We start from the raw sequence: 19132 nt of genomic DNA, 5'->3' as shown, positions 1-19132 counted from the left end.
GTGGTTGTCATGGCCGATGTGGTGGTGGTCGGAGTCGACGGGTCGCCGGGGTCCTCGGCAGCGTTGCGGTTCGCGGCCGAGGAAGCCCGGTTGCGGGGTGCGGTGCTGCGGGTCCTGCGGGCGTGGACGGTGCCGGTGGGGGCCTACGCCCCGGTGCCCTACCCGGCCGAGCTCTACGCCGAGGTGGCGCCGCAGACCGAGCGGCTGCTTCGGAGCCAGGTGGCCGAGGTCCTCGGAGAGGAACCCGGGATCCCGGTGGACGAGCGCGTGGTCGAGGGTCCCCCGGCCAAGGTGCTGGTGGACGAAGCAGGCGGTGCGATCCTGCTGGTGGTCGGTTCGCGGGGGCATGGCGGGTTCGCCGGGCTGCTGCTCGGCTCGACCAGCGCCCAGGTCGTCCACCACGCGCCGTGTCCTGTCGTGGTGGTCCCGGCGGGGCGCCCCGGGTGAGCCCGGGCGTCGAGCGCCCTGCCGCGGTGCTCATCGAGGTGGCGGCCACCGTCGAGGTGCCCTTCGAGGTCGCTCGCGCCCGGCTGCTCGAGCACCGCGAAGCCATCGTGGCCGGCGCGCTCGGTGCCGCCCCGAAGGACACCGACCCGGCGCTGACCGGTCGGGTGGGGCCCTTCGGCCCCGCCGGGCCCGGTGCCCAGCCGGTGTGGGCCGAGGTCCTCGGAAGCCAGGACCTCGGCGACCGGGTGGTGCTCGGGCTGCGGTGGCGCCCTGCTCGGGCCCCTCAGGTGCTGCCCAGCCTGGAGGCCGAAGTGGTGCTGGCTTCCCTGGGGGTGGCGTCGAGCGAGCTGCGGCTCTGCGGCGCCTATCACCCCCCGGGGGGGAGTCTGGGTCGGTCCCTGGACCGCTTGGGTCTCCACCGGGTCGGCGAGCGGACCCTGCGGGCCGTAGTGCGCGGGATGGCCCGGGGCATCCAGGCGATGGACCCTCCCGTGGCGCAGCAATCGCTGGTGCCCTGTCCCTAAGCCGGAGGCACGAGGTTCCCCGGAGGGATCTTGGGACCTTCGGCCCTAGAGGGCACCCGGCGCGAGGCGCAGGCTGAGAGTGAAGCGGGGAGCGGATCCCCGATCGGGAGAAGGGAGCAGCCATGCGACGCAAGGTCTTCGACCTCTTGGCGAGCGCTGGTGGCGCCGTGATGGTGGTGGTGCTGGTGGTGGCCGGCGCGCTGCTCATGTGGGGGGCGAGCTTCGCCAACAACGAGGTGCACAACCAGTTGGCGAAGCAGGAGATCTTCTTCCCCCCGAAGTCGGCGTTCGAGCACGCGAAGCCCGGCACCGAGATCACCCCAAGCATGATCCCCACGGTGTCGCAGTACGCGGGGCAGCAGCTGCTCACCGGGCAGCAGGCCGAGGTGTACGCGAACGACTTCATCGCCGTGCACCTCTCGGAGATGCCCTACCACGGCGTCTACGCGGTGATCTCCACGAAGGCTCGTGAGGCCGCCCCGGGCAGCCCGCAGGCCAAGGAGCTCGCGTCCTTGGAGCAGACGTCCTTCCAGGGCACCACCTTGCGGGGCCTGCTCCTCGAGGCCTACGCCTTCAGCGTCTTCGGGGAGATCGCCTTCTGGGCCGGGATCGCCGCCTTCGTGCTGGCCTTCGTCATGGCAGTGCTCGTCGGCCTCGGGTTGTGGCACGCCCGGCGCACCCCGGACACCGAGGAAATCCTGGAACCCCACCGGGTGTTGGCCCAGGTGTAGGGCAAGCGAGCGAGGACGGGGTGCGAGCCAGATGACCGACGAGATCGTGAGTCACGAAGCGGGAGGGCCGGGCTCCACGGAGCCCGGCCCTGCCGCGAACGGAGACGACCGGGGCACCGGCGCTGCGCCGGTCGGGAGCGGGAACGGTGCCAGCGAACGGCCCCCGAGCCGTCCACCGAGCGCCCTGGTGATCTGGAGCGCTGATGACGAGGCCGACCAGCCACGCCTGCCGGTGGTCGTGGAGGAGGACGGCGATCCCGAGGGCCTCGGCCGGGCTCTGTGGGCCCTGGTGCAACGCGACGGGGTGGACCGGGTCCTGTCGGCGCTCGAGGAGGGCCGGGTCTGGCATCGGGTGGACCCCCAGTGTGCCGGGGCGAGCGCCCCGGGGATCGTCGGGGTGGCAGGCTACGGGCTGCGCCGGGTGGAGCCGCCTGGTGCCGTGCTGGCCGAGGCCGAGGCCGGCGAGATCGCCGAGGGCACCTGGTGGTACGCGCTGGAGCGGCGCGGGATGAGCATCGAGCGCCAGCTCGCCGGGCACCGGCGGCACGTGGGGTTCGTGGCCTTTGACGGGCCCGAGCCGTCGTGGCGGGACCTGCTGCTGGCTGGCACGAGCTGAGCCGAGTCGGGCCGCCTCAGGGGCTCGGGAGGGGGACCCGCCAGGTGGCGACCGCCCCGCCGTCGGGGTGCCGGGTCAGCTGGAAGCTGCCGCCGTAGGCGGCGGCCCGGCTGGCGAGGTTCGCCAGGCCCCGGCCGAGTGGCCGCTGGGGCTGGGCGCTCGGCCCGACCCCGTCGTCGGTGACCACGAGGCGGAGCTCGTCGTCCGCGCTGAGCTCGACCTGGACCCGGCTGGCCCGGGCGTGCCGGGCGGCGTTCGCCAGGGCCTCGCGCAACGCAGCGAGGACTTCGGGGGCGAGGGCTGGGGGCACGAGGCGGTCCACCGGGCCTTGGAAGCGGACCTCGGGGTCGAAGCCGAGGCTGCGGGTGGCCTGGGCGCAGACCTCGAGGACCTGGGCCCGCAGTCCGCCGCGGGCCGGCGGGGGGATGTCGAGGGCGAAGATGGTGGTGCGGACCTGGCGGATGATCTCGTCGAGCTCGCCCACCGCGTCGGTGATGCGGTCCTTCACCTCCTCGAGCTGGACGACCGGCAGGACGGATTGGAGCTGGAGCCCGACCCCGAAGAGCCGCTGGATGACCGTGTCGTGGAGGTCCCGGGCGATGCGCTCGCGCTCGTCGATCAGGGCGAGCTCGGCGAGACGGGCGTGGAGCCGAGCGTTCTCCACGGCGATGCCCGCCGCGCCCGCCAGGGCGACAACGAGGGCCTCGTCGAGCTCGGTGAAAGCCTTCCCGCCGCGTTTCTCGGTCAGGTAGAGGTTGCCGTAGACCTCGCCGTGGACCAACAGGGGCACCCCGAGGAAGCTCCGCATCGGGGGGTGCCCCTCGGGGAACCCGACCGAGCCCGGGTGGGTGGTGAGGTCCTCCAGGCGCAGTGGTTTGGCCTCGACGATGAGCTGGCCGAGCACGCCCCGGCCCTCGGGGAGCTCGCCGATGCGGGCCACGGTCTCTTCGTCGAGGCCGACGTGGACGAAGCGTTCGAGGTGCTCGTGGGAGGGGTCCAGCACCCCGAGCGCCCCGTAGCGGGCCCCGGTCAGGAAGCAGCCGGCCTCGACGATCCGTCGCAGGACCCCCTCGAGCTCGAGCCCCGACCCGACCAGCAGCACGGCGTCCAACAGCGCGTGCAGCGTGCTGGCATCGTCGATGTCGTAGTACGCCACCGGGCCCATCTTGCCATCCGGCCACCCCGGCCGGCCGGGAGGCACGGACCGGGAGCACCGGGCCGGGAGCAGGTCCGGTCTGGCAGACTGGCGGGGTGGGGATCCGGGTGTTCCTGCTCGACGACCACGAGGTGGTCCGCCAGGGCCTCCGGCGCCTCCTCGAGGCCGGCGGGGAGTTCGAGGTCGTGGGCGAAGCGGCCAGCGCCGCCGAGGCCCTCGACGCGGTGGCGGCCTGCCGGCCAGCGGTGGCGGTGGTCGACGTGCGGCTCCCCGATGGCAACGGGGTGGAGGTCTGCCGGGAGATCCGGGCCGCGCACCCCGAGGTGGCCTGCGTGATCCTGACCTCGTACGCCGACGACGAGGCCCTCGCCCAAGCGGTCCTGGCGGGGGCGAGCGCGTACCTCTTGAAGCAGGTCCACGGCAGCGACCTGCTCGGCACCATCCGGGCCGCGGCCAAGGGCCACCGCCTGATCGACCAGGCGACCGCCACGGCCGCCCTTGCCCGCTTGGAGGAGCTGGCGGCGGCCCGCTCGGCCCTCGAGCGCTTGACCCCGAGGGAGCGGAGCATCCTCGCGGGGATCGCCGAGGGCAAGACGAACAAGGAGATCGCCGCCGAGCTCTACCTGGCAGAGAAGACCGTGAAGAACCAGGTCTCGGTGGTGCTCGCGAAGCTCGGCCTCGCCCGGCGTTCCCAGGCCGCGGCCCTCGCCGCCCGCCTCGTCGAGCCCCGCCTCCCAAAGCCCTGAGCCCGGTGAGCCGGGGACCTTCGGCCCTGGGCACCGCCGGTTCCCTCGTCGACCATAGGGGACGATGACCGAACCATCCCCCGACCCCCCGGGCCAGGGGCCAGCCGGCCCGCCCCGGTCCCTCGAGGATCTCGCCGTCAAGGCCACCCAGGTGCTCCGCGACGCCGGGGTCGAGGACCCCGAGCGGCTGGCGCCCGCCCTCCTCGACGCCCTCGGCCTGCCTGTCCTTCTCGCCCGGCTGGCGGTGGCCGCCCGGATCGTGACCGCTGCCGACACCTACCACCCGGTGGCCAGCTTCTTCGTCGAGGGCAGCGACGAGCGGCGCTTCATCCTCGAGGTGCTCGGGCGCTGAACCGGGGGCGAGGAGCGCCGGTGGAGCGACGACCTCGCTAGGCTCCCTTCTGGAGGCAGCAGCCCGGGCGAATCCCGAGCTGCCCCGCCGAGGAGGTGCGCCGATGCCAGAGGGTCGTTCCATCCTCGTGGTGCTCACCACGGGCAAGGAGGCGCTCGTCCGGGCGAACGCCGTGCTCCAGCTCACCGGGGCGCTGCAGCAGCACGGAACCGGGCAGGTCGAGCTGCTCTTCCTCGGGCCGGGCATCGAGGTCTTGCGGGCCAACCAGCGGAACTCGCCACAGTTCGCCGAGCAGCTCGACGGGTTGCGCCGGGCCGGGGTGCAGGTGGCCGCGTGCCGGAACTCGCTCGAGAACCTCGGCCTGACCGAGGACCAGATGCTGCCGGCCACGGTCGTGCAAGGTGGGGTCGAGGTGGCGACGAGGATCGCCGAGGGCTGGGACGTCCTCACGTTCTGAGGACAGTCCTCGTCCCGGGCCCGAGGCTGTCGAGGGGAGAGGGCGGTGGCAACGCCGAGAGTGGTGGTGCTCGGGAGCAGCTTCGCCGGGTTGACGACAGCTCGCTTCCTCCGGGCAAGGCTGGGGGAACGTGTCGAGATCGTGGTCGTCGACCGCAACGCCACCTTGACCTTCGTGCCAAACATCCAGATGGAGGTCCTCGCGGACCGGGACCCCCTGGAGTCGATGCTGCTCGAGACGCCCCGGATCCACGCCAAGGACGGCAACACCTTCTTGCAGGCCGAGGTCCTGGCCGTCGACCCCGAGGCCAGGCGGGTCGAGGTCGTCCCGAGCGACCGGCCGGGCGGGGCGGTGGAGGCCATCGGCTACGACTACCTGGTCGTCGCCCTGGGCAATCGGCTGGCCTACGACCGCATCGAAGGGTTCGGGGAGCACGGGGACACGGTCTCGAGCGGCTACTACGGCAACCGACTGCGGCGCCGGCTCGCCGAGTACCGCGGGGGACCGATCGCCATCGGCTCGGCACGGTTCCACCAGGGAACCGACCAGAAGCCGGACTGGCTGCCGGTCGGCCTCGCGGCCTGCGAGGGCCCGCCACTCGAACTGGGCCTGGCCATGGCGCACTGGCTCGAGGAGCACCGGCTGGGCGACGCCCACAAGGTCACCTTGTTCACCCCGGCGCACCTCATCGCCGAGGACGCCGGCGAACCCATCGTCGAGCAGTTCCTGGCCATGGCCAAGGAGAAAGGCTTCGGGTACCTGAACGACACGGTGGACGTCGCCCGGCTGACCGCTGAGGGGGTGGAGTTCGAGAGCGGGGCGAGCGTGGAGGCCGAGATCAAGATCGTCCTGCCTGACTGGGTGCCCCACGCCTTCCTCGCCGACCTGCCGATCAGCGACGAGCGCGGGTTCGTGGTGACCGACCGGTCGATGCGCAACCCGGGGCATCCCGAGGTCTTCGCGGTCGGCGACGCCGCCGCGCTGACCGTGCCCAAGCTCGGCGCGCTGGGCCATCAGCAGGCCGAGATCGTCGCCCGGCAGCTGGCGAGAGAACTCGGCGTCGAGCCCGACGACGGGGCCCCCGCCGAGTACCGGCCCGAGATCCTCTGCTTCGGCGACATCGGCGGCCACCAGGGCTTCTACATCCACTCCGACCTCTGGTACGGCGGGCGGACCGCCGTGTTCAAGATGGGCTACGCGCCCTACGCCATGAAGCTCGCGTTCAAGGAGATGTACTTCCGCACCGGGGGCAAGCCGCCGGCCTTCGGGGTGCCGGCCACCCATCTCCTCATGGACCACCTCCCGGGCTGAGGGCGGAGCCGCCGGCGGCTTCCCCGCTCCCGAGCCGGTGCGCCGCCGGAGCGTGGGTTGCGAGGAGGAGCCGGAGGCGCTCGGCGAGGGCGGGCGGGACGACCGTGTCGGGGTCGTGCAGTTCGCTCAGCGTAGCGGGGAGGCCGGTGAGGGCCCGGTAGAGCGGGGGACAGCTGACGCAGTGGGCGAGGTGGGCCTCGAGGAGGCCCTGGTCGGTGGCGTCGAGGCCGCCCTCGAGCAGGTCGGGGATCTTCTGGCGAGCATCGGCGCACGAGAGCGGCACGCCCCGGTTGGCCTGGCGGCGGCGGGGCTCGGCGGCGAGGGCCTCGAGGAGCTGGAGACGACCGCGCCGGATGCGCTGCTTGGCAGCGGGCAGGGAGATGCCGAGGATCCGGGCCACCTCGGGGTCGCTGAACCGTTCGGCGTCGTGGAGGAGCAGGGCGCTGCGGGTGGCGAAGGGCACGTGCTCGAGGGCCTGGCGGACCTCCTCGGCGTCGAGCGCTCGAAGCGCCCGCTCGGCGGGATCGTCGGCCACGACGGTGGGGCGCGGGACCCGGGGCTCGGCGACCGGTTCGCTGCGGCCCTCGTGGCGGTGCTGGTCGATCGCGACGTTGTGGAGGATCCGGTGCAGCCAGGTCCGCAGCGACGCCTCGCCGCGGAACTGCCGGCGTCGCTCCAGGGCCCGCAGGACGGTCTCCGAGACGAGGTCCTCGGCCAGCACGGGGTCGTTCGTGAGGGAACGCGCGTAGCGGAGCAAGCCCGGGACCTCGGCGGCGACCTGGTCCTCGAACCTGCTCGGGCGGTCCTCGGTGCCGACGCGGGTGGCTTCCACTGCCCCCAAGGGTAGGGGAGCAGTGGAAGCCGTGCAGGAGCGAGGATCGCCGGACCCTCCAGACTCGCTCGGCCCCGGTCGGGCTGCCTTAGGCCGCCCGGTGCAGGTGGAGCTTCGAGCGGGCAGCGGGCGTGCCGCTCGTGGTGGCGCGGCGGGTGGTCTGGACGTGCAGTGCGCTGTAGAGCGGGCAGACCCCGCTGGCGGCCGTCGTGCCCATGAGGGCGGTCACCACCAGGAGCACGATGCCCCCTGGGCTGGTGAAGCCCACGAGGCCGCTGCCGGCGAGGGCCGCAGCGCCGAGCACCCCTCGGGCCACCCGGTCCCAGGTTCCCATGTTCTTCCTCATCGCTGCCTCCTTCGCTCGCTTCCTTCTCTCGAACACTTCATGGACGTGCGAGGGGCTCGGATGGATACCGGGTGCCGAGCGACCGGGTCCTTAGGCCCTAGGCGGGGAGAGTGGCTCGGGGTACGCTGCGGCTCGGTCCCGGATCGGGGCGCGGCGAGGGAAGGGAGCGGCCATGGAGATGACCCTCGAGGACCTCCGTCAAGGCCTCCGGGCCCACGCGGGGTTCGACGGGACGGTGCCGGCCCAGGTGCTGGCGCTGCTCGGAGCCCAGGGCCCCTGGAGCGGGCGGGTCTGGGACGTGCTGCAGATCGTCGCCGAGGACCACGACCGCATGGCGTTCCTGGCCGGGGGCTTGCGGCCCGACGAGGTGGCGGACTGCGTCGCCCGGTGGGTGGAGAGCCCCTTGGGTGTTCCGGAGATCCGGGCGGTGATCGACGCCGGGAGCTACGACCCCGATCCCTTCGGCGTGCTGGCGGCCCACGGCCTGCTGGCCCAGGTGCTCACCGACGAGCAGGGCCAGGTTCGCCACCTGGGGGGCGAGCCGGTGGGGCGCTGGGTGAGCGACCAGTTCGCCGACGCCCCCGACGAGGCCGTCCTGGCCTGGGCACAGGGCTTCCTGCAGCCCACCACCTGATCGTCGTCCCGACCCCGGCGGAGCCAGGGACGGGACCTTCGACCCTGGTCCCCCTGGCGACGGCGGGCCAGGATCACCGCGGGGCACAGGGCTGGCGAGGAGGTGGTCCCGATGACGCAGGTCGAGGACGCGGACGTCGTGGTGATCGGCGCCGGGGGTGGCGGGTACCCCGGGGCGTTCTTCTTGGACCGAGCGGGTCGGCGGGTGGTGCTGGTGGACCCGGTGGGCAACCTCGGTGGGGACTGCTTGGCGGAGGGCTGCGTGCCCTCCAAGGCGGTCCGGGAGGTCGCCTTGGCCCGCGCCCGGGCTCGTCGGCAGGGCTTCTTCGGCCTGCACGGTCCAGCACCCGAGGTCGACTGGAAAGGCGTGCTGGGGCACAAGGACCGGGTGCAGCGCCGGCGGTACGCGCAGCACGAGGCCGAGCTGGTCCGCTCGGGGATCCGCATGCATCGGGGGGTGGCCCGGGTGGTCGGGCCCGACCTGGTGGAGGTCGAGGAAGCCGAGGGCGAGCTCCGGCGGTATCGCTTCGGGGACCTCGTGGTGGCGACCGGCTCCGCCCCCAGCCGGTTGCCGGTGCCGGGTGCTGAGCTGGCGGTCACCTCCCACGACCTGTTCCGTCTGGGCGCCGACCTGCCGTTCCCCGAGCGACCGGTGGTCATCGGCGGCGGCTACATCGGCGTGGAGGTGGCCTCGATGCTCGAGCACCTGGGGTCCCGGCCAGTGATCCTCGAGGTGGAGGACCAGCTGCTCCCCGGGTTCGACGTCTCCCTGGCCGGCCAGCTGGCCGACGCCCTGGCCGGGCGGGTCGGGGTGCACCTGGGGGTCCGGGTGACCGGGCTGCGCCAGGAGGGCGGCGAGGTGGTGGTCGAGTGCCACAGCGTCGATCACCGCTTCGAGCTGCGCGGGGACCTGGCGGTGATGGCCACCGGGCGCCACCCGGTTCTGCCCGAGGGCCTCGGGCACCTGGGGCTCCCCGAGCAGGGTCCCTTGGCGGTGGACGCCCAGCTGCGGACGACGAACCCGCGGGTCTACGCTCCGGGCGACGTGAACGGCCGGACCCCGCTATTCCATGCCGCTGTTCGCCAGAGCCTCGTCGCCGCCCACGTGATCGCGGCCGGTGGGCAGCCGGTGGACGCCATGGCCTTCGACGCGGTGCCCATGACCGTGTTCAGCGAGCCGGAGCTCGCGCAGGTGGGCCTCGGGCCGGCGGCCGCCCGGGCGGAGCTCGGGGACGCAGCGGTCGTGACGCGGGCCCCCTTCGAGCTCGACGCCCGGGCCCGGTCGGAGCGCAGATCCTGGGGGTGGACGCCGCCCAGCTCATCGCCCCCCTGGCCGTCGCGGTGCAGCGGGGCCTTGGGGCCGAGGACCTGGCCAAGGTGGCCTTCCCCCACCCCATGGCCACCGAGACCATCGGCGCGGCCGCCCGGGCCCGATGGGCGTGAGCCGGCCTCCAAGGGCCCGCAGCGGGCCGGTGGCCAGGGGGGCTCGGGCCGTGCTCGTCCGGTCGATCCACGGGAGGTCCGTTCCACGACGGGAGCGACGAGCGAGGAGGTGGCGGTGAGGGAGCTCTTGGACCGCTGGCAGTTCGGGGTCACCATCGTCTACCACTTCCTCTTCGTCCCCCTCACCATCGGCCTCGGGGTGCTGGTGGCCTGGATGCAGACCCTGGCCTACCGGCGCGACGACCCGGAGTGGGACCGCCTGGCCCGGTTCTTCGGGCGGCTGTTCCTCATCAACTTCGCCATGGGGGTGGTCACCGGCATCGTCCAGGAGTTCCAGTTCGGCATGAACTGGTCGAACTACTCGGTCTTCGTCGGCAACATCTTCGGGGCGCCCCTGGCCATGGAGGGGCTCCTGGCGTTCTTCTTGGAGTCGACCTTCCTCGGGGTGTGGGTCTTCGGCCGCGGCCGGCTCTCCAAGCGGGTCCACCTGGCGAGCATCTGGCTGGTGGCCTTCGGCAGCACGGTCTCCGCCCTCTTCATCCTGGCAGCCAACGCCTGGATGCAGCACCCCGTGGGCTACCGGATCGTGGACCACAAGGCGCTGCTGACCGACATCTGGGCGGTCTTCGCCAACTCCACCTTGTGGGCCGAGTTCTCCCACACGGTGCTGGCGGCCTTCGTGACCGCGGCCATGGTGGTGCTCGGGGTGTCGGCGTGGCAGATGCTGAAGCGCCGCCACGTGCCGGCCTTCGGCCGAGCAGCTCGCCTGGCCGCGGGCTTCGGGGCGGTGTGCCTGCTCGCCACCATCACCACCGGGGACCTCCAAGCCCGCCTGATGGACGAGCAGCAGCCCATGAAGATGGCAGCCGCCGAAGCGCTCTACCGCAGCGCGGACGGAGCGAGCTTCTCGCTGCTCACCATCGGCAACCTCTCGGGCCAGCCGATCTTCCAGATCCGGGTCCCCCACCTGCTGAGCCTCATCGCGGACCTCTCCTACGACGGCAAGGTCCAGGGCATCGACGAGATCCAGCGCCAAGAGGCCAAGCGCTACGGCCCGGGGAGCTACGTGCCGGTGATCTGGGTGACCTACTGGAGCTTCCGACTCATGGTGGGCCTCGGCTTCTTGATGCTGGCCGCGGTCGCCTGGGCGTGGTGGCTCTCCTTGAAGCGGTCCCGCTGGCGGCTGGAGGACAGCCGGCGGACCCTCTGGGTGCTGGTCGCCATGATGGCCGCCCCGTTCCTCGCCAACACCTGCGGGTGGCTGTTCACCGAGATGGGCCGCCAGCCCTGGATCGTGTACGGCCTGATGAAGACCTCCGAGGCCATCTCCCCGACGGTGAGCACCGGGGCGGTCCTCGGGACCTTCGCCGGGTTCACCGTGCTCTACACCGTGCTCGGCGTGGTGGACGTCGTCCTCATGCGCCGAGCGGCCCGGCAGTCCCTCGACGAGGGGGCGGGCGAAGAGGGTGGCACCGAGGGCGGGCCCGGGTCGGCGAACGAGGTCGTCGGCCTTGTCTACTGACCCCTCGAGGAGGACCGCCGTGTCCGAGGCGGTGACCGGGCCCACCGAGGCGAGCGTGGACGAGGAGGAGGTGGTGGTGCGGTGAACGGGCCGGTGGCGAGCCTCAATACGGTCTGGTTCGCCCTCATCGGGGTGCTGTGGGCCGGGTACTTCGTGCTGGAGGGCTTCGACTTCGGTGTCGGGATCCTCTCGCCGCTCCTCTCCCGGGACGACGTGGACCGGCGGATTACCTTGAACAGCATCGGGCCGTTCTGGGACGCGAACGAGGTCTGGGTCATCGTGGCCGGCGGCGCGACCTTCGCAGCGTTCCCCCAGTGGTACGCCACGATGTTCAGCGGGTTCTACCTCGCCTTGTTCCTCATCCTGGTCGGGCTCATCGTCCGGGGCGTGGCCTTCGAGTTCCGGGCCAAGCGAGCCTCGGCCAGCTGGCGACGGACCTGGGGGGCGGCGCACGCGCTCGGCAGCCTGGTCCCCGCGCTCCTCTGGGGGGTGGCCTTCGTCGACCTCGTCCGGGGCCTGCGGATCGGGGCCGAGGGCCACTACCTGGGTGGCTTCGGCGGCCTGCTCCAGCCGGTGGCCATCGTCGGCGGGTTGGCTGGCCTCGTGCTGTTCTGCCTCCACGGGGCGGTCTTCTTGGCGCTCAAGACCACCGGTGCGCTGCAGCAGCGAGCGAAGCGGGCCGCCCGGTGGCTGGTCGCCCCGAGCGCCCTGCTCCTGGCCGGGGTGGGTGGCTGGGTCGGGGTGGCGGTGGCCGGGACGCCGCGGCCCGGGTCGCTGCCGGGCGCGGTCCCCGCGGCCCTCCTGGCCCTCAGCGTGCTCGGGGTCGTCCTGGTCGGCGTCAGCCTCGTGGCGGGCCGCGAGGGCCTGGGGTTCGGGGTGAGCGCCCTGGCCATCCTGGCGGCCACGGGGGCGGTTTTCACCTTGCTGTTCCCGCGGGTCATGGTCTCGACCCTCCCGGGTCGGAGCCTGACCATCTGGAACGCCGCCTCCGCCCACGAGACGCTGCTGGTCATGACCGTCGTGGCGGCCATCTTCACCCCCTTCGTCCTCGCCTACCAGGCCTGGAGCTACTGGGTGTTCCGCCAGCGGCTCCAGCGCCCACCCCTCGCCGCGCCGCCCACGCCCCGAGGAGCCGGCGGTGGCGGCTCGGGGTCGGTCCTCGGGCACTGAGCCCGTGTCACCGGTGCGCGGGTCTGGGGCCGACCGGTCCGGCTGGGGTGATCCCCGGCTGCGCGCTCGGGTGGCGTCGGTGCGGGGCCCCCTGGCCGTCGCCGTGGCTGCTGGGCTGGGCCAGACCGCCTGCCTGGTCGCCCAGGCCGTCCTCCTCGGGGACCTGGTCGCCCAGGCCTTCCGGGGCCCCGAGGCGGTGGGTCACCTCGCCCCGGCCCTCGTGGCCCTGGTCGGCGTCTCGGCGCTGCGGGCAGGGCTCGGGGTGCTCGGCCCCTGGTGGGGGGCCCGGGCAGCCGAGGGGGTCCGGGTCGGGTTGCGACGCGACGGCCTGCTGGCCGCCCTGCGCCTCGGGCCGGGGTGGCTGGCCGAGGAACGCCGGGGCGAGCTGGCGGTGCGGCTCGGCCCGGGCCTGGACGCCCTCGACACGGCCGTGGCCGACGCCTTGCCCCGCGCGGTGCTGGCCGTGGCCTCCCCGCTGGTGCTGCTCGGGGCGATCGGCTGGCTGAACTGGCTCTCGATGGTGACCGTGGTGGTGGTCCTGGCCATCGTCCCCCTCTTCTTGGGTCTGGTGGGGCGGTTGAGTGCCGCACGGGTGCGGCGGCGCAGCGACGCCCTGGGGCGCCTCGGGGCGCACTTCCTGGACGTACTCGAGGGTCTGGCGACCCTCCGGGCCTTCGGGCGGGCGGCCCGGCAGGAAGGGGAGCTGGCCCGGGTGAGCGACGAGCTGCGCCGAGCGACCCTCTCGGTGCTCCGCCAGGCGTTCCTCTCTGGTCTGGTGCTCGAGACCATGGCCGCGGTGGGCACCGCGCTCGTGGCCGTTCCCCTGGGGCTCGAGCTGCTCGACGGCCGGGCGTTGCTGGCCCCCTCGCTCGCGGTCTTGGTCCTGACCCCCGAGGTCTTCGCGCCGATCCGGCGGGCCTCGGCGGACTTCCACGCCTCGAGCGAGGGCCTGGCGGCGGCGAAGCGGGTCCTGGACGTGGTGGACGCCGCCGACGCCCGCGAGCCCGGGGCGCCCCCTGGCGGGGTCGGCGCAGGCCCCGCGCCGACGCCGGTCGCGGCGCCGGCAGCTCGACGCACCGAGGGCCTCGTGGCGCGGGGCCTGACCGTCCATCGACTCGGTCGGGACGCGCCCGTGCTCCGCGAGGTCGCCCTGGCGCTCCGGCCGGGGGAGCGGGTGGCGCTCGTCGGGCCGAGCGGCGCGGGCAAGTCCAGTCTGCTCGAGGCAGTGGTCGGGCTGCTCCCGCCGAGCGCCGGCGAGCTCTCCCTCCACGGGGTGCCCCAGGCCGAGGCGCCGCCGGGCTGGTGGGCGGACCAGGTGGCCTACCTCCCCCAGCGACCCCAGCTCTTCAGCGGCAGTCTGCGGGACAACCTCGAACTGGGGGCCCCGCCCGGCGGGCTGCCGGAAGACCTCGTGGCGGCGGCGATCCGCGTGGCCCAGCTCGACGAGGTGGCAGTGGCCCTTGGAGGGTGGGACGGGCCGATCGGGGAGGGCGGGGCGCGGCTGAGCGCCGGGGAGCGCCAGCGGGTCGCGCTGGCTCGAGCCCTCTGCCGAGGGTCGGCCAGCCTGGTGGTCCTGGACGAGCCGACCGCCCACCTGGACCGGGCCACCGAGGCGAGGCTCCTCGACGCCCTCGACGGCTGGTTGGGCGAGCGGGCCCTGCTGGTGGCGACCCACCGTCCCGAGGTCCTGACCCTGGTGGGGCGGGTTCTGGTCGTGGCCGACGGGCAGGTCCGTCCGGCCCCGGTCACGGCCGAGCTGGTCGATGCTCCTTGTGCCGCGTCGGCCACGACCGTCGTGGCTCCCGTCGGCGAGAGGACGGTCCGATGAGGGCCGCCGACGCGGCGGGCCGCTGGCGGGGGGAGCTCGGTCGGGGCGCGCTGGCGGTGGGCGTGGGGTTGGCCGGCCAGGTGAGCGCCCTCGGTCTGCTGGCCACCTCGGCGTGGCTGTTGACCCGTGCGTCGCTGCGCCCCCCGATCCTCACCCTGAGCGTGGCCATCGCCGCGGTGCGGTTCTTCGCCTTGGCGCGGGGCCTGGGTCGGTATGGGGAGCGCCTGGCAGGGCACGACGCGGCCCTGCGGGTGCTGGCCCGCCTCCGGGTCTGGGTCTACCGGCACCTCGAACCCCTCGTGCCCGGCGGGCTGGGAGGGGTGCGGGAAGGGGACGTGCTGGTCCGAGTGGTCGGGGACGTCGACGCTGTCTTGGACCTGCTGGTCGGGGTGCTGGTGCCGAGCGTGACCGGGGTGGTGAGCGCCGCCCTGGCCGTGGCCCTCGCCGGGCTGGTGCTGCCGGCGGCGGCGCCGGTGGTGGCCGGCGGTCTGCTCCTCGGCGGCGTCCTGGTGAGCGTCGGGACACTGGTGGCGGGTCGGCGGGTCGCGGGGACGCTCGGGGCGGCACGGGCCGAGGTGACGGCCCGGGTGGTCGAGACCCTGGCCGGCGCCCCGGACCTGCTGGCCTTCGGGGCGGCTGCCCAAGTGGCCCGCTCCCTGAACGACACCGAGGCGAGGAGCGCCCAGGCCCTGCGGCGCCAGGCCCTGGTGCGGGGCGGGGGGTTCGCCGGCTGGGCGTTCGCTGCCGGGGGCACCCTCGCCGGGGTCCTCGCCCTGGGTCTTGGGGCGGTGCGGAGCCCCGACGGCGGGGCGGGACTGAGCGGTGTGGGCCTCGCGGTGCTCGCCTTCACGACCCTGGCGGCCTTCGACGCCCTGGCTCCCCTGCCCGACGCCCTGGCGAGGGCCGGGGCCGAAGCGGGCTCGGCGGCTCGCCTGCGGGCCCTGGCCGACCTCGAGCCCCCGGTGCACCCGCCCGCCGAGCCGGTGCCCCTCCCCCCGGGGCCCCTGAGCGTCGAGCTCGACGCCGTGACTGTCCGCTACCCGGGTCGGCGCAGCCCCGCCCTCCAGGAGGTCAGCCTCGCCCTGCCCCCTGGTCGGCGGCTGGCGGTGGTCGGCCCGAGCGGGGCCGGCAAGAGCACCCTCGCACTCGTGCTGCTGCGCTTCGTCGAACCCGAGGCGGGCCGGCTCGTGGTCGGGGGGATCGACGCGGCTCGGCTCGACCCCGAGGCGGTCCGCCAACGGGTGGCCTACGCCCCCCAGGACCCCCACGTCTTCCGGGGTTCCCTGGCCGCCAACCTTCGGCTGGCCCGTCCCGAGGCCAGCGACGAGGAACTCCTGGCGGTCCTCGTGTCCCTCGGGCTCGGCCCCTGGTTCGAGCGGTTGCCCGCGGGGCTCGCGAGCGAGCTCGGCGAACGGGGGGTCAGGGTCTCGGGCGGGGAGCGCCAGCGCCTCGGGATCGCCCGGGCGCTGCTCGCCCGCCGTCCCCTCGTGGTCCTCGACGAGCCCACGGCCCACCTCGACGACCGGACCGAGGACGTCGTGCGGGCCACGGTGCTCGAAGCCACCCGAGGCGCCAGTCTCGTCTGGATCACCCACCAGCTGGCCGGGCTGGACGCCTTCGACGAGGTGATCGCCTTGGAGGACGGCCGGTGCAGTCCGGCCCCCGAGGTGCAGCGGTTGGCCGGCGCCCTCTGGGCCGGTCCCCAGTAGCGTGGGAGTGCCACCAGGGCCACGAGCGAGGAGGTGGCGAGATGAGCGTGCCAGCGCAGGTCCCGGGCAGCGACACCGACGCCGGGACGGGTCCCGGATCGATATCGCTGCGGGAGGTGCTCGCCGCCTACGACCGGGAGGTGGACGAGGCCCTGGCGGCGGTCGACGGGGCCACGAGCGGGGAAGAGCGGGTCCGGGCCCTGCTCCAGGCCCAGCGGGTCCTCGCGGTCCACGACGCCATCGTGGCCCACGCCCTTTGCCCCCTGCTCGAGGAGCTGCCCGACGGCGCTGCCCTGGCAGCCCGGCTGCGGGAAGGGGTGGCGGCGCGAGGGGAGCTGCTCGGCCGCTTCGACCACCTGGTGCGCGGGGTGGCGCCTCGCAACGTCTACGCCGCGTCCGGCCAGGAGATCGAGACGCTGGTGGAGGCTCTCGAGGAGAGCGTGGCCCGGCACGTCGAGGAGGAGACCCGAGAGGTCGGTGACCTCCTGGAGCGGGCCGGGGCGAGCGTGGACCCCGCGGTCCTGGCGGCGAAGATGGCCATCGAGGCGCGCCGGGCCCCGACCCGGGCCCACCCAGGGGCCGGATCCGGGGCGTTCGGCAGGCTCCGGCGGCTCCGGGACCAGGTCGCGGACTGGGTCGACGCCCACCACGGCTGGTTCGACCCCTGGCGCCAGCGCCCCACCCCCCGGGGACTGCAGAGCGAGACCTTGCGGGCCGCCGCCGGCAGCGACCAGCCGACGGTGCGGGACCTGCTGGCCGGCTACGACCGGGCGGTTGCCGGCCTGGTCGACGCGGCCCGTCGCATGGCGGCGGCCATCACCGTGCACGACTCGGTGCTCGCCGGGGTGCTCTGCCCGCTGCTGACCTCCCTTCCCGGGGCCGAGCGGGCCGCCGCGGAGCTCCGCCAGGGCTGCGACGCCCGGGCCGAGCTCTTGGCACGGGTCGAGCGGCTGCTCGGCAGCTCGAAGACACCCGACGACGCGGTCCGCAGCGAGCTGGAGGATCTGGTGGCCCAACTGGCCGCGAGCTTCGAGGTCCACGAGGCGACCGAAGGCGATGACGTCGGGGCGGTGCTGTCCCGCCTCGGGCCCGAGGAGTACCGGACGCTCACCTCCCCGCTGGCGGACGTGGCCTGGCCCTGGCACAGCGAAGGCCCTTCGGTCCTGGCCCTGCGCATGGCCCTGTGGGCCGAGGGCGCCCCCACCCGAGTCCATCCCCTCCTGGCCCGGTACCCCCAGAGCCGGGTCCTGCGGAGGGTCTTCCACTTCGTCGACCAGTGGCAGGACTTCTGGGCGGACACCCCCGTGCAGCGCTGGCTGGCACCCCAACGGCCCCCCGCCCCCTACCGCGACGCCCCGCTGGTCCCCGTCAAGCCCGGTACCAGCGGCGAGGCGGTGCCGGAGGGCGGCTCGGCACCGGGCCGCCCTCCCACCGACGGTTCGTCCCAGGCCGAGCCCCCGCAGGAGCGCCGCACCGAGGGGTGACGATCCGGCCATCGGCCACGGCCCGGCTGCGCTCAGGGCAGCCAGGAGTAGCCGTGTCGGGCCTTCCAGAGGTAGTAGTGCTCGAAGAGCCGCTTGCCTTCGTCGTAGAGGGGGTTCGGGATCATCATGGCGTGGTCCCGTGGCGGGAAGAGGTGGTTGGCGACGATCACGACCTCCTTGTGGCCGGCGTCGAGGACGCAGAGGCCGGGGATCTGGCTGAAGGGACGCTCCGGAGGTCCACTCGCGAAGCAACGAGCCGGGCGATGTTCTCGCCGACCACCTTCCCTTCGACATCAGCCGGGTAACCGGTCTTGGGGACGCCCACGGCGACCGGGGTGCTGAACGGGGAGGGGACGTCGATGGCCACCCCGGCGCCGAAGACGTTGGGGTGCGCGCGGTGTTGGTAGGTGTCGCGGACCGGGACCAGCGCGTGGTCGTTGCCGAGCCCGGGCGAGGCGGCGACGACGTCCTGGCCGACGAAGGGTGGCACGATCATGGCGAACGCGAACTCGAGGTGGCTGCCGTCGCCGAGCACCAAGGTGCCCTCCTCGGCGTGGTCGATGGTGGTGTCCGTTCGCCAGCGGATCCCGAGGTGCTCGAAGAAGCGTTCCATGAGGCTCTGGGCGTGGGGCAGCCCACCGATCCCGAAGTGGCCGAGGAAGGGCTCCGGTGTGACCCAGGTCAGCTCGACACGGTCCCGAACCCCGTGCTGGCGGAGCTGGAACTCAAGGTTGAGGAGGAACTCGTAGGCCGCTCCGATGCAACCGGCCCGCTGAGTGGCTCCCACGACCACCGGTCCCGGCTCGTCGACGAGCCGCTCGAACGCCTCCCGGGCCGCCAGGGCATCGGGCGGGGTGCAGATGCAGCTCGTGAAGCCGCTCGGGCCCAAGCCGGGGATGGACCAGTCGAGCTTGGGCCCGGTGGCCACGACCAGGAAGTCGTAGGGGAGGTGCCGACCTGCAGCGGTCGTCACGACCTGTTCGTCCAGGTCGACCCGCTCGGCCGTGTCGTGGACGAACTGCACCCCGTGTGCCTCGAGCACCGGCCCGACGGGGAAGGAGATGTCGGCGATCTCCCGCTCTCGGAAGGGCACCCAGGTCAGCGACGGCACGAACAGGAAGTCCTGGCTGCGACTGACGACGATGATCTCGTGAGATCCGCCGGGATCGAGCTTGCGAAGGTGCCGTCTGGCCTCCAGGGCACTCGTACAACCTGCGAAGTTGCCACCGAGGACCACGACCGTTGCCATGTTCGCCTCCCTCTGCTCCGCCTGTCGAGCCCCGCCATGGAGCCGAGCAATGTGACCATGGGTGGCTTCCCACCCATGGTCCATGCTCCGGAGCGGGTCGAGTGGTGAGAAGGGTCGAAGGTCCCGAACCGCCCACGGCGACGACCTGCGACGACGGGCCGGGGGCCGACATCGGCGCGTCCACGTACCCCTAGGGGTATACTGACGGCTGGAGGTGATGGTGATGCGCTACGAGACGTTCCCGGCTGCCCGGGTGAGCGAGCTGGTGGCCCGAGGCGTGCAGCTGGTCGACGTGCGGGAGCCCCACGAGTACGCCGCGGGTCGGCACCCCGACGCCGTGTCGATCCCCTTGGGTGAGCTGCCGAGACGCCTCCACGAACTGCACCCGCACCGGCCGGTGGCGGTGATCTGCGAGAGCGGGTCCCGCAGCGCCCAGGCGGCGGAGCTCCTGGTGCAGCGGGGGTTCCGGCGGGTGTTCAGCGTGGCGGGAGGCTTGGCCGCGGCCCGCCGGGCCTGAGGCAGGCGCGGGCCACCGGTAGGGCAGCGCCCGACGAACGAGGACCATGAGAGATGAGC

Annotated in this window: 21 protein-coding genes and 1 pseudogene; 17 read left to right on the top strand and 5 right to left on the bottom strand. The window is 73.6% G+C overall.

Translation table 11 applies throughout. The annotated features are described in order from the left end of the window. The first annotated feature begins 9 nt into the window (after positions 1–9). From Acit_RS06700 to Acit_RS06685, 4 genes are all read left to right on the top strand, one after another. Positions 10–447: a universal stress protein gene (locus tag Acit_RS06700; RefSeq protein ID WP_248107211.1), complete on the top strand. Its 438-nt coding sequence runs from the start codon at positions 10–12 to the stop codon at positions 445–447. Further along, entirely contained in the window at positions 444–971 is a 528-nt protein-coding gene (locus Acit_RS06695) for a hypothetical protein (protein ID WP_248107209.1), read from the top strand. Before Acit_RS06700 ends, Acit_RS06695 begins: the two co-directional genes overlap by 4 nt. 122 nt (positions 972–1093) lie before the next feature. Next, positions 1094–1702, top strand: a complete 609-nt coding sequence (locus Acit_RS06690) for a hypothetical protein (protein WP_248107207.1) — start codon at positions 1094–1096, stop codon at positions 1700–1702. 187 nt (positions 1703–1889) lie between these two features. Beyond that, positions 1890–2318, top strand: a complete 429-nt coding sequence (locus Acit_RS06685; protein WP_248107206.1) for a hypothetical protein — start codon at positions 1890–1892, stop codon at positions 2316–2318. 16 nt (positions 2319–2334) lie between these two features. Here Acit_RS06685 and Acit_RS06680 read toward each other — a convergent pair whose 3' ends face one another. Then, the gene (locus Acit_RS06680; protein ID WP_248107204.1) at positions 2335–3483 is read right to left on the bottom strand and encodes a GAF domain-containing sensor histidine kinase; all 1149 of its coding nucleotides are present in this window, start codon (positions 3481–3483) and stop codon (positions 2335–2337) included. 86 nt (positions 3484–3569) lie between these two features. Between Acit_RS06680 and Acit_RS06675 the strand changes: the two genes are divergently transcribed. The 4 genes from Acit_RS06675 (at position 3570) to Acit_RS06660 (ending at position 6340) form a co-directional block, all read left to right on the top strand. Then, a complete protein-coding gene (locus tag Acit_RS06675) occupies positions 3570–4220 on the top strand; it encodes a response regulator (protein WP_312709998.1) in 651 nt (216 codons plus the stop codon). A 64-nt stretch (positions 4221–4284) separates the two neighbouring features. Then, positions 4285–4572: a hypothetical protein gene (locus Acit_RS06670; RefSeq protein ID WP_248107202.1), complete on the top strand. Its 288-nt coding sequence runs from the start codon at positions 4285–4287 to the stop codon at positions 4570–4572. Positions 4573–4675: 103 nt separating this feature from the next. Continuing rightward, positions 4676–5029 (top strand): DsrE family protein, encoded by a 354-nt coding sequence (locus Acit_RS06665; RefSeq protein ID WP_248107200.1) that lies wholly within the window; start codon positions 4676–4678, stop codon positions 5027–5029. Between the two features lie 45 nt (positions 5030–5074). Beyond that, entirely contained in the window at positions 5075–6340 is a 1266-nt protein-coding gene (locus Acit_RS06660; RefSeq protein ID WP_248107198.1) for an NAD(P)/FAD-dependent oxidoreductase, read from the top strand. On the opposite strand, the gene Acit_RS06655 is transcribed toward Acit_RS06660, so the two are convergent. Together Acit_RS06655 and Acit_RS06650 are read right to left on the bottom strand one after the other, a co-directional pair. Next, entirely contained in the window at positions 6318–7172 is an 855-nt protein-coding gene (locus tag Acit_RS06655; RefSeq protein ID WP_248107196.1) for a sigma-70 family RNA polymerase sigma factor, read from the bottom strand. The two genes, Acit_RS06660 and Acit_RS06655, sit on opposite strands and share 23 nt — an antisense overlap. An 88-nt stretch (positions 7173–7260) precedes the next feature. Beyond that, positions 7261–7518, bottom strand: coding sequence for a YgaP family membrane protein (locus tag Acit_RS06650; RefSeq protein ID WP_248107194.1), 258 nt, complete (start codon positions 7516–7518; stop codon positions 7261–7263). 172 nt (positions 7519–7690) lie between these two features. Here Acit_RS06650 and Acit_RS06645 point away from each other — a divergent pair, with 172 nt between their 5' ends. From Acit_RS06645 to Acit_RS06620, 8 genes and pseudogenes are all read left to right on the top strand, one after another. After that, complete coding sequence (locus Acit_RS06645; protein ID WP_248107192.1) at positions 7691–8152, top strand: hypothetical protein; 462 nt, start codon at positions 7691–7693, stop codon at positions 8150–8152. 111 nt (positions 8153–8263) lie between these two features. Then, a pseudogene (locus Acit_RS13920) lies at positions 8264–9394 on the top strand (dihydrolipoyl dehydrogenase); the annotation flags it as partial. A 59-nt stretch (positions 9395–9453) separates the two neighbouring features. Further along, the gene (locus Acit_RS13915) at positions 9454–9594 is read left to right on the top strand and encodes a hypothetical protein (RefSeq protein ID WP_376746022.1); all 141 of its coding nucleotides are present in this window, start codon (positions 9454–9456) and stop codon (positions 9592–9594) included. A gap of 109 nt (positions 9595–9703) precedes the next feature. Continuing rightward, complete coding sequence (locus tag Acit_RS13910) at positions 9704–11116, top strand: cytochrome ubiquinol oxidase subunit I (RefSeq protein ID WP_376746021.1); 1413 nt, start codon at positions 9704–9706, stop codon at positions 11114–11116. 81 nt (positions 11117–11197) lie between these two features. After that, positions 11198–12286 carry a cytochrome d ubiquinol oxidase subunit II gene (gene cydB / locus Acit_RS06635; protein ID WP_248107181.1) on the top strand — a complete coding sequence of 363 codons (1089 nt, stop codon included), beginning with the start codon at positions 11198–11200 and terminating at the stop codon, positions 12284–12286. 79 nt (positions 12287–12365) lie between these two features. Next, positions 12366–14114, top strand: a complete 1749-nt coding sequence (gene cydD, locus Acit_RS06630; protein WP_248107179.1) for a thiol reductant ABC exporter subunit CydD — start codon at positions 12366–12368, stop codon at positions 14112–14114. Next, entirely contained in the window at positions 14111–15823 is a 1713-nt protein-coding gene (gene cydC, locus Acit_RS06625) for a thiol reductant ABC exporter subunit CydC (protein ID WP_248107177.1), read from the top strand. Before cydD ends, cydC begins: the two co-directional genes overlap by 4 nt. 41 nt (positions 15824–15864) lie before the next feature. After that, a complete protein-coding gene (locus Acit_RS06620; protein WP_248107175.1) occupies positions 15865–17307 on the top strand; it encodes an amino acid adenylation domain-containing protein in 1443 nt (480 codons plus the stop codon). A gap of 32 nt (positions 17308–17339) precedes the next feature. Here the strand turns inward: Acit_RS06620 and Acit_RS06615 are convergent, their stop codons facing one another. Next, the gene (locus Acit_RS06615) at positions 17340–17477 is read right to left on the bottom strand and encodes a hypothetical protein (RefSeq protein WP_248107173.1); all 138 of its coding nucleotides are present in this window, start codon (positions 17475–17477) and stop codon (positions 17340–17342) included. Further along, a complete protein-coding gene (locus Acit_RS06610) occupies positions 17474–18556 on the bottom strand; it encodes an NAD(P)/FAD-dependent oxidoreductase (RefSeq protein ID WP_248107171.1) in 1083 nt (360 codons plus the stop codon). The genes Acit_RS06615 and Acit_RS06610 overlap by 4 nt, the downstream gene beginning before the upstream one ends. A 223-nt stretch (positions 18557–18779) precedes the next feature. Between Acit_RS06610 and Acit_RS06605 the strand changes: the two genes are divergently transcribed. Beyond that, positions 18780–19073: a rhodanese-like domain-containing protein gene (locus Acit_RS06605; protein ID WP_248107169.1), complete on the top strand. Its 294-nt coding sequence runs from the start codon at positions 18780–18782 to the stop codon at positions 19071–19073. The last annotated feature ends 59 nt before the right edge of the window (positions 19074–19132 follow it).

It is taken from the genome of Aciditerrimonas ferrireducens (assembly GCF_023130475.1).
Lineage (GTDB): Bacteria > Actinomycetota > Acidimicrobiia > Acidimicrobiales > UBA8190 > Aciditerrimonas > Aciditerrimonas ferrireducens.
The sequence above is the reverse complement of the archived record's forward strand: the minus strand, read 5'-3'. Positions and strand labels throughout refer to the sequence as shown.